Genomic DNA, 12,117 nt, shown 5'->3' on the forward strand with positions numbered 1-12,117 from the left:
GCTCACTCCCCATCTGCCGTCCCCACACCGATTGATTAGCGACGGTCCCGATACCGCCGAATCAGCGTGTTGGTGCTGCTGTCATGCTCCAGCTCTGGCTCCACACCTGCTTTCAGTTCCGGCACGATCTTCCCGGCCAGCACCTTGCCCAGTTCAACGCCCCACTGGTCAAAGGAATTGATGTTCCACACGGCCCCCTGCACGAAGACCTTGTGTTCGTACAGGGCAATCAATGCGCCCAGCGTGCGCGGCGTCAGTTTATCGGCCAGCAGGGTATTGGTGGGCCGGTTGCCGTCGAAGACGCGGTGCGGGGCCAGCGCTGGGTCCACGCCCTCGGCCAGCACGGCGTCCAGCGACTTGCCAAAGGCCAGCGCCTCGGTCTGCGCGAAAACATTGGCCATCAGCAGGTCGTGGTGGGGCGGACCATCCGGCGTGGGCAGCGGATTGAGGGTCTGGCAGAAGCCGATGAAGTCGCAGGGAATCAGCTTGGTGCCCTGGTGGATCAACTGGTAAAAGGCGTGCTGGCCATTGGTCCCCGGCTGGCCCCAGATCACCTGCCCAGTCTGGTAATCCACCGCCTGTCCGTCCAGGGTGATGTGCTTGCCGTTGCTCTCCATGTCCAGTTGTTGCAGGTAAGCCGGGAAGAATTGCAGGTACTGGTCATACGGCAGCACGGCATGGGACTGCGCATCGAAGAAATTGTTGTACCAGACGCCCAGCATCCCCATCAGCACCGGGAGATTGCTTTCCAGCGGCGCGGTGCGGAAGTGTTCGTCCATGTCATGGAATCCGGCCAGCAGTTCGGTGAAGCCGTCCGGGCCAATGGCGAGCATCAGACTCAGGCCAATGGCGCTGTCCATGCTGTAGCGCCCGCCCACCCAGTCCCAGAACCCGAACATATTGGCGGTGTCGATGCCGAATTTCTGCACGGCGTCGGCGTTGGTGGAGACGGCTACGAAATGACGGGCGACAGCAGCGTCATCGTTCAGCGCCGCCAGCAGCCACGCGCGGGCCGAGGACGCGTTCGCCATCGTCTCTTGCGTGGTGAAGGTCTTGGAACTGACGATGAACAGCGTCTCGGCAGGGTCCAGATCGCGGGTCTTTTCCACCAGATCGGTGCCGTCCACGTTGGACACGAAGCGCACGGTCAGGTCACGCTGGGCGTAGTGCTTGAGCGCCTCGTAGGCCATCACTGGGCCCAGATCGCTGCCACCGATGCCGATGTTGACGATATTTCTAATCGGCTTGCCTGTGAAGCCTGCCCACTGTCCGCCGCGCACCAAGTCGGCAAACTTCGCCATGCGGTCCAGCACTTCATGTACATCCGGCACGACATTATCTCCGTCCACCATCACGGTTGCGCCGCGTGGCTGGCGCAGAGCGGTGTGCAGCACGGCGCGATTCTCGGTGACGTTGATGCGCTGGCCCGCGAACATGGCGTCGCGTTTGACCTCTACTCCGGTTTCATGCGCCAACGCCAGCAGCAGCTCCAGGGTCTCGTCTGTCACACGGTTCTTGCTGTAATCCAGATAAAGACCCGCGCCCTCGGCATTCAGGCGTTCGCCGCGCCGGTCATCGCCTGCAAACAGGTCAGCCAGCAGGGTGTCTTTCATCATCCGGTAGTGGCTAGTTAAAGCCGTCCAGGCGGGCATTTCGGTCAGGCGGGTGGACATGGAGAACCTCCGTGGGCAGGGGTGGGGGGCGGCAGAAACAGGGCGGTCTGAAACAGTCCACCGGAGCATAGCGCCCACCTCTGGGCCGGGGCCGGGGGCGTTCAGACACCCCAACCTGGCCCCAATCCGGCGCGGACCCCCCCGCTCCCTAAACGGCCCGGCCCTGGCCTGCCGCCGCACGCGCGTCAGAGCGCTGTGCCAGGGCATTTTCTAGACTCCAGCCATGATCAGGTCCTTCGATTCAGGCAGACGGTGGAACCTCCAGAAAAGCACCGTGCTGGGCAGTCCTGAACTGCACGAGTTTCGCCCCGCCCCTCTACAGTCTCAGACCACTCCCCTTCAGTTCTGCCCCGAAAGCCTGAACCGCGCCCTGCTGGCCGAGGAAAACCGCCAGACCCTCAAGCTGGTAGGCCGCCTGCGCTGGGCCACCCAGACCGCAAAGAATTGAGCCGGACCCTGGCAACCTTTCCCCCCCCCGCCGCGTAACAGGCAGCAGAGGGGGACTTTCTTGTGGGCATCTATCTGATCTGTCTGATCGTGGGCGGCGTGCTGTTCGGGCTGTCGTTGCTGGGCGGGCATGATGTTGGTGGGCATGACCTTGCCGCAGATCATCCCGGCTCGGGCGACATCGCCTCGTGGTTCAGCCTGCGGGCACTGGTTAGCTTCGCCACGTTTTTTGGACTGGCGGGGGTGATGGGCGGGCTGATCGGGGCGTCCGTGACGGTGCAGTTCGTGATGGCGCTGGTCAGCGGACTGGCGGTGGGCGGCTTCACGGCGTATCTGTTCCGGCTGGCCCGCACGCGCGGCGAGGTCAGCGGCGGCACAGGACGGCTGGCGGGGCGCACGGGCGAGGTGCTGATCTCGCCCGCACCGGGGCGTCCGGGCCGGGTGGCCGTGACCATTTCCGGGCAGGTCACGCAACTGGCCGCCCACAGCGACGACGCCCTGCATCCCGGCGACGCGGTGATCGTGATCGGTCAGCAGGGCGGCGTGCTGGACGTGAAGCTGTGGGACGGGGCATAGGCGGCTGGACCCCGGCCCCATCTCCCCTTTGCGGCGTTACCCTGAAGCATGACCACAACCCAGTCCAGTTCCACCCCCGACACCACAGCCGAGCTATCCATGACCGAACTGCGCCGCCGTCTGGGCCAGGTTTCTGATCTGGGCGCGGCGGAGGCGCTGATGTCCTGGGAGCAGGAAACCAGCATGCCCGACGAGGCCGCCCGCGTGCGGGGCCTGCAACTGTCCACCCTGGCGGGCCTGACCCACGCGATGTTCACGGATGAAAAAACGGGTGAGCTGCTGGACGCCGCCGCGCCGCAGAACGACACTGATCAGGCCATCGTGCGCGTGGCGCGGCGTGATTTTGAGAAGGCCACCAAATTGCCCACTGAGTTCGTGGAGGAGCGGACCCGCGCCCAGAACGAGGCGCACCACGCCTGGATCGCGGCGCGGAAAGGCAGCGACTTCGCCACGTTCGCGCCGCACCTGACCCAGATGATGGAGCTGGCCCGCCGCGAGGCCGATCTGCGCGGTTACGACGAACACCCCTACGACGCGCTGCTGGACAACTACGAGCCAGGGATGCGGGCAGGGACGGTCAAGACCATCTTCGCGGACCTGCGGGACCGAACGCTACCGCTGCTCAGGCGCATCGCGGCGGCAAAGGACGCGGCGGATTACGGCGTGCTGACGCGGCCCTTTCCCGCCGAGGCGCAGAAAGCCTTCGCGTGGAAAATTGCGGGCGAGGCGTTCGGGCTGAACAGCTCCTTTGCCCGCCAGGACGAGAGCGCGCACCCCTTCATGACCAATTTCAGCCGCTCGGACCTGCGGATCACCACGCGGGTGGAACCGTACTGGCCCGCCTGCCTGTTCGGAACGTGGCACGAGACCGGGCATGCCATGTACGAGCGCGGCGTTTCCGGGCGCTGGGAGCGGACCCCGGTGTCGGGCGGCGCGAGCCTGGGCGTGCATGAAAGCCAGTCGCGGCTGTTCGAGAACCTGCTGGGCCGCAGCCTGCCGTTCTGGGAGCGCTACTTCCCACAGTTTCAGGCAGCCGCGCCGGAGGTCACCGCCGGGCTGGACGCGCAAACCCTCTACCGCACCGTCAACCGCGTCAACCCCAGCATGATCCGGGTGGAGGCCGACGAGGTGACGTACAACTTCCACATCATGCTGCGCTTTGAGCTGGAATTGGCGCTGCTGGAGGGAAACCTGAAGGTCTCGGAGCTGCCCGAGGCGTGGAATGCCAAGATGCAGGAGTACCTGGGCCTAACCCCGCCGAACGACGCGCAGGGCGTGTTGCAGGACGTGCATTGGTCCGCCGGGCTGATCGGCTATTTTCCCACCTACGCGCTGGGCAACCTGCTGAGCGTGCAATTGCTGGAGGCGGCGCAGGCGGACGCGGCGATTGCACAGGGCATTCAGAACGCCGAATACGCGCCGCTGCTGGCATGGCTGACCGAGCATGTCCACCAGTCCGGGCGCAGCCTGACGCCCACGCAGATCACCGAACAGGCCACCGGACGCCCGCTGAGCGCCGATCCATATGTGGCGTATCTGCACAGGAAGTACAGCGAGATTTACGGGCTGGACGGGGCGGAAAGCTAGACACAAGACAAGGGAACGGCCCGGAACTTAACGTCCGGGCCGTTTTCCCTCTTCCTTTCAAACTGCCTGTTTGCGCTCGGCCTGCGTGACCAGATAAGCGCGGGCCGCGCCCAGCCAGCTCTGGGCCAGCGCCGTGTTGGGGTGGCCGCGTTCGCGCAGGGCGTGGGTGCCCAGGCACAACTGGCGCTCCACGCGGCGCACGGCCAGCAGGCCGCCGTCATTTTCCACTTCGATCAGGGTGTTTAAAACGGTGGTGGGGTGAACGTACCCCACGCGGATGCTCTCGGCAATCGTGTCCAGTGCGCGCATAACTGTGGACTCCTTCCAGCCCGAGGGGCCGCGAGGGGAAGTGTTTGGGAAAATCGACTTTGGAGAAAACCTTCTGCTGATTACGACTATAGCAGATCGGCGGGCGGCTCTGCAAGAACTCTACCCCCGTATTCTGTATTGACCGTAGTGGGGAACGGTGTTACACTCCAACCAAGGCTGCCCGATTCTGCCCACAGGCAAACGCCCCCACTTGGGGCCATGCCCGCAGAAAAAGAGCAGTCCCAGGCGGCACGCCGAATCTGTTTTCCCGCGTTCAGTACGCGAAGTCCAGTCATATGGGCAGGGGCAGAGCCAGTGAGGCCAAGCCGCAGCCAAGGAGGTGACACATGAAATTGCACGAAAGACTCCGCGAACTCCGTAGCGAACGCGGGCTGCGGCTCAAAGACGTCGCCGAGACCGCCGGGATCAGCGTCCCGTACCTCAGCGATCTGGAACGTGGCCGCACCAACCCCAGCTTAGAAACCCTGCAAACCCTGGCGGCGTCCTACGCCATCACGGTTCATGATCTGCTGGAGGGCGTCGAATTTTACGGCGCGTCCACCGAGGGATCCATGCCCAAAGGACTGGCCGATCTGGTGGCCGATCCCACGCTGGGGCCGCAGATCACGCCCGACTGGGTGCAGACCCTGTCGCGCATCGAACTGCGTGGCAAGCGCCCGCGCGACAAGGGCGACTGGTACGAGATTTACCTGCACCTCAAGCGCATCCTGAATTAAGGTTGAGGGTGCAAGGAAAGAAGGCCGGAGACGTGGTTCTCTGGCCTTTCTTCTTTGAGTGCATGAAGATAACAGGGACCAGCGCGCAGAAGTATGCATGTTAGTATGCGTCTATGACATACGATACGACGCAGCGCATCACCGCCAGTTTGCCGCCACATCTTGCCACCTTCATCGACGATTATCAGCAACGCACCGGCACCAGCAAGAGCGAGATCATTGCGCTGGGACTGCGGGCCTTGCAGGAACAATTGCTGGCCCAGGAATACGCCGAATACGCCCGCTCTGGCGAGTTCGTTGATCTTGAGACGGGCGACGGGCTGGAAACGGGCGAGGGCGAGAAGCTGTGGCGTTAGAGCAGTTCTCCGAATTATGCCACCGGAATAAAAGACTTCCGGTGACTCCATTCTGCGTCCTACTCGACAAAAGTCACTCGCTCCGCTCAGTCGTAAAAATGGTCTTTTTATGACAACTGCTGTAGGGCTGATCCGGCGCGGCGACATTTTTCTGGTGGATTTCTCGCCAGCCCGCAGCAACGAGGCCGACTTTACCCGTCCTGCGGTGGTGGTCACGAACAACGCTTCCAACGCGCAGAATGTCGTGATTACGGTGGTGCCGCTGACCAGCAACACCGCGCGGGTATATAGCTTTCAACTGCTTCTGCCTAATGAACGCACTGATCTAGATGCCGACAGTAAAGCGCAGGTGGAGCAGCTTCGCAGTGTGGCCCTCAGCCGCGTATTGCGCCGTCTGGGCCACATTCCCGAAGATCTGATGCGCGAATTGGACAGCAGGATTCGGCTGCATCTGGGGCTGTAATTTTGCCCTTGCTCTAGTTTGGGCGGAGAGCGAAGTAGGAGCCTGGAGAGGAGTTGCACTGACTACCCCTCAACCCACCCGCACCCCACCCCTAGCCAGCAACAACGTCCCCGCACCCCACGCCCCCCCAATCAGCGCCAATCCAAAGGCCAGCGGCGGCTCGCTGAGGCTGGCGGCCACGGCGCTGAGGCCCAGCATCGCCCCCACCGCGTCGGGCACTGGCAGGCGCAGGCGGCGGGCCAGGGTGCGGCCCAGGTCATAGGCGCTGACGCTGAGGCCCACGGCCAGGATCACCACGGCCAGCGCGGCGGCCACCAGGGCAGGCCCCAGCAGCCCGGCCAGGGCCAGGGCCAGCGCGGGGCCACCCAGCGCAGTCAGCGCCAGCACGCCCAGCGCCAGCGTCCGCATGGGGGCGTGGCGCTGGCGGCGGGCCAGCGTGGGGGCCAGCCCCGCCACGAACAGCAGCAACAATGCGCCCCCGGTCAGCGTGACGAAAATCTGAGGCCACGCGGCACTGCCCAGCCACCTCAGCAGCGGCCTGAAGGCAGCGGCGGTGGCCATCCCGATGCCCTGTGGCGGGGCCGTTTCCAGCGCGGCCAGATCGCCGGGGGCGTGGCCCAGCAGCGCATTCACGCGCCCGCTGACCTGTGCCCCCGGCTCACGTCGCACGTCGCCCAGCAGCGTGACCACCTCACCGTTGACCCGCGCGCCCGCTTCCAGGCGGATATGCCCGCCCACCGCGATCACATTGCCGTCCACCGGCCCGCTGACCACGATGTTCTGCCCGAAACGCACGTCCCCATGAACGGCCACGCTGTACAGCGCGGGCAGGGTCAGCACCGCGCTGAGGGCAAAGGCCCCCGCCCCGAACCGTTGCATGACTGGGCCGGGCCGCCAACTGACCAGCGCACTGGTGAGCAACAGCAGCGCCAGCCCCACCCCGGCCAGCGGCGACACCTGGGCCAATAGGGTCCGCAACACCAGCGCCCCGGCGGCCAGATTGGGCCACACCGTGGTCACGGCCAGCAGGGTCAGCCCGGCCATCAATGCCACCACCAGCGCCAGCGGGGCCGGGTTGTGCCGGGGCTTGAGGGGAGCCAGGAAGCCGTTTGCGGCGGGTGAAATGGGGGCGAGGCTGGGGAGAGGTGCTAGGACGCTCTCCGCTTCCGGCTGGGCGATGCGGGCCACCACTGCCCCGGCCACCGAACGCGGCAGCACAGGCGCAGGCGTGCCCACCCGCCCGGCCCACGCGATGTCAGAGGCGACGGCGGCGGCCACGCTGGACGGAATGGGAGGCGTCATCAGTTGCCGCGCCGCCCGGATGTCGCCCACCACACCCGCCGCAAGACTGTAGGGAAGTGTTGGGATGGATTGGGCTTGCAGATGACGGGCAGCAGCGATGTCTGCTGTCACAGCGTCCGCCAACGAATGCGGCAGCTCTGGCTGAGATGCGCTTAGGCGTACGCTCCAAGCCACTTCTGCGGCCACATCCTGCGCGCAACTGGCAGGCAGACCGGGCGGTGGCAAAGCGCTCAGATAGGCGGTAGTCGCTGCCAGCCGCAGCCGCCAGCGCGCCACCTCTTCCTGATTGGGCAACGCGTGCAATGCCTCGGTTTCTTCGGGGGTCAGCTCACCCTCAGCCTCGCGGTGGAGCAACTCCAGCCAGTCGGACGGGTCAGCCATTGACCCCTCGCCCCGGTTGTGTCGCTCCATGCCCATATTGTTCCCCTACGATAGAGGATTCCCGAAAGTTCCCGGCGGCTGTCTAGGGTGACTGCATATCAGGGGGCCGGTGGGGCAGAGTAATCACCACTCTTGCCGCCCGTCTTGCTCAGCAACCGGATGCCCGTAATTTCCAGCGCCTTGCTGGCGGCTTTCAGCATGTCGTACACGTTCAGGGCGGCGACGCTGGCGGCGGTCAGGGCCTCCATCTCTACTCCCGTGGGGGCGGTAGTTCGGACGGTGGCCGTGATGTACACGCCCGCGTCTTCCAGCGTGACCTGCACGTCCGCGCCCGTTACAGGGATCGGGTGGCACAGCAGGATCAGGTCCGCCGTGCGCTTGCTGCCCGCCAGCCCCGCCAGCCGCGCCACGGTCAGCGGATCACCCTTGGGGTTGGTCCCGGCCTCCAGCGCCGCGCGGGCCTCTGCGGGCAGGCGCACCCAGGCTTCGGCGGTGGCGGTGCGGGTGGTGGCGGCCTTGTCGGTCACGTCCACCATGCGCGGCAGACCATCACGGAAGTGGGTCAACTCGGGAGTTGCAGGGTCCGCCATGCTCATTCCTCCGGCAGATTCAGGTCACGCAGTGCGGCGAACGGGGTCTGCTTGGCGTGGCTACTGCCCAGGGGAATGCCCAGATCATCGTCGATTTCCTCCACTGGAACTGCCGCCATATGCTCGCAGGGACCATCGTTCAGGTCATGACCGCAGACCTGGCACAGCCCCTTGCATTCGGGATCGTGGACCACGCTCAGGGGCGCGGACATCAGCGTCATCTCGGCCAGATAGCCGCTGAGATCCAGGGTGGAATCGCCAAAAACCAGCACTTCCTCGCCGGTTTCGGCTTCCTCCAGATACGGCGCGTCGGCAGACGGCTCGTAACGCATTAACGTGCCCAGCGTGAGTTCCAGCGGCACCTCTACCTCGCGCAGGCAGCGGGCGCAGTCCATCGTGATGGTGGGTTCAAAGCTGCCTTGCAGGTACATCTCGCTGCCGCTCAGCGAGTTGACGCTGATCTCGTAGGGCGCGGGTTCGGTGAAGGTCAGGGTCTGCGGTTTGCCGCCCTGCTCGTAGTTCAGGTGGTCAAGTTCGCCCTCGGCATGCGCGTCCTCGGAGGACCGCATCAGAGAACCCAGGTGAATCAGGGGAGAATCGCTCATCCTTTAATAATAGGGCGCGTGGGGTCCGGCAACCGCGTTCCACGCACGGTAGGACCGTAAGCAAAGCGGCCTACGAAACGGCGGGGGCAGGGTGGCTTTCCGCCAGCCACGCCAGCACCTGCGCGGCGTTCTGGTCCGGCGGGAAGACGGGATAGAAAACCTTCTGAATCACGCCGTCACGGATGATCAGCGTCACCCGGCGCAGCAGGCTCATTCCGTCCACCTCGAAGGTGGGCAGATTCAGCGCGTGAGCAAACCTCAACTCAGCGTCCGACAGCAGCGGGAAAGGGAGGTGGAGCCGCCCCGCCGCCTCGGCCTGATAAGCCGTGCCCTGCGTGCTGAGGCCAAAGACACGCGCCCCGGCAGCCTGCAACTCGGCGTGATGGTCCCGGAAGGCGCAGGATTGCGGCGTGCAACCCCGCGCCCCCGGAATGGCATCCCAGTCGGTGGGCAGGGGTTGATCCGGCTGTCCTGTGCGTGGGTAGGCATACAGCACGGTCAGGCCGGTGAGAGCGGAGAGGTCAACGGGCGGACCCTCCGTGGCGGGCAGCGCAAGAGCGGGCAGCCTGCGCCCCGGCAGATGGTCACAGGCCCCGTCATCGACTGGGGCCACCAGACCCTCCGGCAGCCGTTCGAGCCTATCCAGCTCAGCCCCGCTCACACCAGTTCGATAATGCTGGCGTCCGAGATGATCATCTTGAGGGTGCGCGGCATTTCGCGGCCCCCACGCACCTGCGCCCGCACGCCGATCAGGCAGTCTTGCAGGCGGCGGTAGGTGTTCTCGATCACCGCCTCGGCGTCGATGACGCTGTGTTCGACTTCGGCGTTGCGAATCACGCTGCCGCGCCCGATGCTGGTGAACGGGCCGATATAGGCGTACTCGATCACCACGTTCTCGGCCAACATGACTGGCCCCACGATCTGGCTGCCCGTCACCCGCGCCGAGGCTGGAATGACCACCCGGCCCGAGATGCGCGAGTTCTCGACGGTGCCCTGAATATCGGTTTCCAGGCCCTCCAGCAGCAGGCGGTTGGCGTCCAGCAGATCGTCCGGGCGTCCAGTGTCCTTCCACCAGCCCACGACGCGCTGGCCCAGCACCGCCTGCCCGGCGTCGATCAATCCCTGGATGCCGTCGGTGATCTCATATTCGCCGCGTGCCGAGGGCGGCATGTGTTCCAGCACCTTAAAAATCTGCGGCGTGAAGCAGTACAGCCCGGCCACCGCCAGATTGCTGGGGGGCACCCTGGGTTTTTCTACCAGCCGCTTGATGTGTTCGCCGTCCAGTTCGGCCACGCCGAAAGCAGTGGGGTCCTCGACTTCTACCAGCGCGATCAGGGCCGCAGGCTTCTCCTGCATAAAACGGTCTACGAAGGGTTTCGCGCCAAATTCGAAGAGGTTGTCTCCCAGATACACGCAGAAGTCCGAGTCGCCCACCCATTCACGGGCGGTCAGGACGGCGTGGCCCAGCCCCAGTTGCTCGTGCTGGTTGATCAGCGTGAGGTTCACGCCCTGCATCTCGCGCACCGCGTGCTGGATTTCCCCGCGCGTGATGTCCGAGACCACGATGCCGATATCGGTGATTCCGGCGGCCATCAGCGTGCGGATGGCGTGGCGGATGATCGGCTGCCCGGCCACCCGCAGCACGGGCTTGGGGCGGGTAAATGTCAGCGGGCGCAGGCGGGTGCCCAGTCCTGCGGCGGGGATGATGGCCTTCATGGCCCGCAGTCTAGGGGCTGCCCTGCCACTTCTTTCTGACAGTTCCTTGGGAGTGCCTGTGGAGAGTCTGACCCGGTCTCAGGGCTTGCGGAACAGTAGACCGCGCTGGAAAGCCTGAAACTGATGAGGCCGCAGACTGGTAAGCGGAGGCCACCTCTCCCCCACCCCCCAGAACCGCAAGACGCGCCGACGCCGTTTTCTGGCACTGTAGAGTCCAGTTATGCAGACTGCCCAGACCAATTTGGTCCAGCCCAGCCCAGGCCAGACCTCTGCTCCAGAGGCCGCCCCATTCGTTCCGGTGATTCTGGCCGGGGGCAGCGGCGAACGCTTCTGGCCGCTGTCGCGCCGCCACCGTCCCAAGCAGTTCCTGACCCTGGACGACTCCGGGCGCAGCCTGCTTCAGGCCACCAGTGACCGGCTGGTGGAACTGTGTGGTGACCTGGAAGGCCTGATGGTGGTCACCGGCAACGACTACCGCTCGCAGGTGCTGGAGCAGTTGCCCGACATGCCGCTGGAAAACCTGCTGGTGGAACCCGCCGCCCGCGACACCGCCCCCGCCGTGCTGTACGCCGCCCTGCGAATCGGACGCACACAGCCTGACGCGGTGATGGGGGTGTTTCCCGCCGATCACCGCATCACCGATACCCAGACCTTTTCACGGGTGGTGCGGCAGGCTATTGCGCTGGCAAGCAGCAGCGGGCGACTGGTCACCATCGGGATCACGCCCACCTTTCCAGCCACCGGCTACGGCTACATCCAGCGCGGCGAGAGCATGGGAGACGGCGAGGAATTCACCGCCTACGCAGTCACACGCTTCACCGAGAAGCCCGACTCGGAGACGGCGCAGGGCTTCCTGGCGGACGGCGGCTACGCCTGGAACAGCGGCATGTTCATCTGGAAGGTCTCGGCCATCCTGGACGCCTTCCGGGAGCATCAGCCGGAAATGTACGGGCAGCTCAGCAACGCGATGAACGCCGACGCACAGGGCCTGACCCACCGTGCCCTGCGCGAAACCTTCCCCACGCTGCCCAAGATCAGCATCGACTACGCCATTCTGGAAAAGTCGGACGCCGTGAGCGTGATTCCCGCCGAGTTCGGGTGGGACGATCTGGGCGACTGGAACGCGCTGGAACGCCTGCTGAAAGGCGAGGGCGAGAACGTCGCGGTGGGCCGCCATGTGGGTCTGGACACCGGGGGGGCGATCCTGTACACCACCAACGGCGACGATCTGATCGCCACGATTGGTCTGGACGACGTGGTGGTGGTGCGTGCCAACGAGGTGACGCTGGTGGTCCGCAAGGACCGCACCCAGGACATCAAACGCGTGGTGCAGCAGCTCAAGGAACACCCAGATCTGGAACGCTTCGCCTGAACA

14 protein-coding genes are annotated in these 12,117 nt (G+C 65.1%); 7 read left to right on the forward strand and 7 right to left on the reverse strand.

Annotated elements, in window-relative coordinates; genetic code table 11:
* Positions 1 to 35: 35 nt before the first annotated feature.
* Positions 36 to 1,673 (reverse strand): glucose-6-phosphate isomerase, encoded by a 1,638-nt coding sequence (gene pgi / locus DAAJ005_RS14950; protein WP_151847803.1) that lies wholly within the window; start codon positions 1,671 to 1,673, stop codon positions 36 to 38.
* Between the two features lie 223 nt (positions 1,674 to 1,896).
* Between pgi and DAAJ005_RS14955 the strand changes: the two genes are divergently transcribed.
* From DAAJ005_RS14955 to DAAJ005_RS14965, 3 genes are all read left to right on the forward strand, one after another.
* Entirely contained in the window at positions 1,897 to 2,121 is a 225-nt protein-coding gene (locus tag DAAJ005_RS14955; protein ID WP_151847804.1) for a hypothetical protein, read from the forward strand.
* Between the two features lie 62 nt (positions 2,122 to 2,183).
* Positions 2,184 to 2,696: an NfeD family protein gene (locus tag DAAJ005_RS14960; protein ID WP_151847805.1), complete on the forward strand. Its 513-nt coding sequence runs from the start codon at positions 2,184 to 2,186 to the stop codon at positions 2,694 to 2,696.
* A 48-nt stretch (positions 2,697 to 2,744) separates the two neighbouring features.
* Positions 2,745 to 4,283, forward strand: a complete 1,539-nt coding sequence (locus DAAJ005_RS14965) for a carboxypeptidase M32 (protein WP_151847806.1) — start codon at positions 2,745 to 2,747, stop codon at positions 4,281 to 4,283.
* Between the two features lie 57 nt (positions 4,284 to 4,340).
* Here the strand turns inward: DAAJ005_RS14965 and DAAJ005_RS14970 are convergent, their stop codons facing one another.
* Complete coding sequence (locus DAAJ005_RS14970) at positions 4,341 to 4,592, reverse strand: hypothetical protein (protein ID WP_029477987.1); 252 nt, start codon at positions 4,590 to 4,592, stop codon at positions 4,341 to 4,343.
* 347 nt (positions 4,593 to 4,939) lie between these two features.
* Here DAAJ005_RS14970 and DAAJ005_RS14975 point away from each other — a divergent pair, with 347 nt between their 5' ends.
* The 3 genes from DAAJ005_RS14975 to DAAJ005_RS14985 all read left to right on the forward strand — a co-directional run bounded on the left by DAAJ005_RS14975 (position 4,940) and on the right by DAAJ005_RS14985 (position 6,148).
* Entirely contained in the window at positions 4,940 to 5,329 is a 390-nt protein-coding gene (locus DAAJ005_RS14975) for a helix-turn-helix domain-containing protein (RefSeq protein ID WP_029477988.1), read from the forward strand.
* Between the two features lie 113 nt (positions 5,330 to 5,442).
* Entirely contained in the window at positions 5,443 to 5,685 is a 243-nt protein-coding gene (locus tag DAAJ005_RS14980; RefSeq protein WP_151847807.1) for a hypothetical protein, read from the forward strand.
* 109 nt (positions 5,686 to 5,794) lie between these two features.
* Positions 5,795 to 6,148 carry a type II toxin-antitoxin system PemK/MazF family toxin gene (locus DAAJ005_RS14985; protein ID WP_151847808.1) on the forward strand — a complete coding sequence of 118 codons (354 nt, stop codon included), beginning with the start codon at positions 5,795 to 5,797 and terminating at the stop codon, positions 6,146 to 6,148.
* A gap of 69 nt (positions 6,149 to 6,217) precedes the next feature.
* On the opposite strand, the gene DAAJ005_RS14990 is transcribed toward DAAJ005_RS14985, so the two are convergent.
* From DAAJ005_RS14990 to DAAJ005_RS15010, 5 genes are all read right to left on the reverse strand, one after another.
* Positions 6,218 to 7,861, reverse strand: coding sequence for a polymer-forming cytoskeletal protein (locus DAAJ005_RS14990; protein ID WP_226342457.1), 1,644 nt, complete (start codon positions 7,859 to 7,861; stop codon positions 6,218 to 6,220).
* A 68-nt stretch (positions 7,862 to 7,929) separates the two neighbouring features.
* Positions 7,930 to 8,421 carry a cyclic pyranopterin monophosphate synthase MoaC gene (gene moaC / locus DAAJ005_RS14995; RefSeq protein ID WP_151847810.1) on the reverse strand — a complete coding sequence of 164 codons (492 nt, stop codon included), beginning with the start codon at positions 8,419 to 8,421 and terminating at the stop codon, positions 7,930 to 7,932.
* A 2-nt stretch (positions 8,422 to 8,423) separates the two neighbouring features.
* Positions 8,424 to 9,026, reverse strand: coding sequence for a DUF177 domain-containing protein (locus tag DAAJ005_RS15000; protein ID WP_151847811.1), 603 nt, complete (start codon positions 9,024 to 9,026; stop codon positions 8,424 to 8,426).
* Positions 9,027 to 9,096: 70 nt separating this feature from the next.
* On the reverse strand, positions 9,097 to 9,687 hold the full coding sequence (locus tag DAAJ005_RS15005; RefSeq protein WP_226342458.1) for a peroxiredoxin: 591 nt from the start codon (positions 9,685 to 9,687) through the stop codon (positions 9,097 to 9,099).
* Entirely contained in the window at positions 9,684 to 10,742 is a 1,059-nt protein-coding gene (locus DAAJ005_RS15010; protein ID WP_151847812.1) for a glucose-1-phosphate thymidylyltransferase, read from the reverse strand. Before DAAJ005_RS15010 ends, DAAJ005_RS15005 begins: the two co-directional genes overlap by 4 nt.
* A gap of 220 nt (positions 10,743 to 10,962) precedes the next feature.
* On the opposite strand from DAAJ005_RS15010, the gene DAAJ005_RS15015 reads away from it, so the two are divergent.
* On the forward strand, positions 10,963 to 12,114 hold the full coding sequence (locus DAAJ005_RS15015) for a mannose-1-phosphate guanylyltransferase (RefSeq protein WP_151847813.1): 1,152 nt from the start codon (positions 10,963 to 10,965) through the stop codon (positions 12,112 to 12,114).
* The last annotated feature ends 3 nt before the right edge of the window (positions 12,115 to 12,117 follow it).

Origin of the sequence: Deinococcus sp. AJ005, assembly GCF_009017495.1 — a bacterium.
Taxonomy (GTDB): Bacteria; Deinococcota; Deinococci; order Deinococcales; family Deinococcaceae; genus Deinococcus.

Excerpts from the sequence above, each read along its gene's own strand:
- pgi (WP_151847803.1), bottom strand. The coding sequence starts at position 1,673 with ATGTCCACCCGCCTGACCGAAATGCCCGCCTGGACGGCTTTAACTAGC.
- DAAJ005_RS14955 (WP_151847804.1), top strand. The coding sequence starts at position 1,897 with ATGATCAGGTCCTTCGATTCAGGCAGACGGTGGAACCTCCAGAAAAGC.
- DAAJ005_RS14965 (WP_151847806.1), top strand. The coding sequence starts at position 2,745 with ATGACCACAACCCAGTCCAGTTCCACCCCCGACACCACAGCCGAGCTA.
- DAAJ005_RS14970 (WP_029477987.1), bottom strand. The coding sequence starts at position 4,592 with ATGCGCGCACTGGACACGATTGCCGAGAGCATCCGCGTGGGGTACGTT.
- DAAJ005_RS14975 (WP_029477988.1), top strand. The coding sequence starts at position 4,940 with ATGAAATTGCACGAAAGACTCCGCGAACTCCGTAGCGAACGCGGGCTG.
- DAAJ005_RS14980 (WP_151847807.1), top strand. The coding sequence starts at position 5,443 with ATGACATACGATACGACGCAGCGCATCACCGCCAGTTTGCCGCCACAT.
- DAAJ005_RS14985 (WP_151847808.1), top strand. The coding sequence starts at position 5,795 with ATGACAACTGCTGTAGGGCTGATCCGGCGCGGCGACATTTTTCTGGTG.
- DAAJ005_RS14990 (WP_226342457.1), bottom strand. The coding sequence starts at position 7,861 with ATGGAGCGACACAACCGGGGCGAGGGGTCAATGGCTGACCCGTCCGAC.
- moaC (WP_151847810.1), bottom strand. The coding sequence starts at position 8,421 with ATGGCGGACCCTGCAACTCCCGAGTTGACCCACTTCCGTGATGGTCTG.
- DAAJ005_RS15000 (WP_151847811.1), bottom strand. The coding sequence starts at position 9,026 with ATGAGCGATTCTCCCCTGATTCACCTGGGTTCTCTGATGCGGTCCTCC.
- DAAJ005_RS15010 (WP_151847812.1), bottom strand. The coding sequence starts at position 10,742 with ATGAAGGCCATCATCCCCGCCGCAGGACTGGGCACCCGCCTGCGCCCG.
- DAAJ005_RS15015 (WP_151847813.1), top strand. The coding sequence starts at position 10,963 with ATGCAGACTGCCCAGACCAATTTGGTCCAGCCCAGCCCAGGCCAGACC.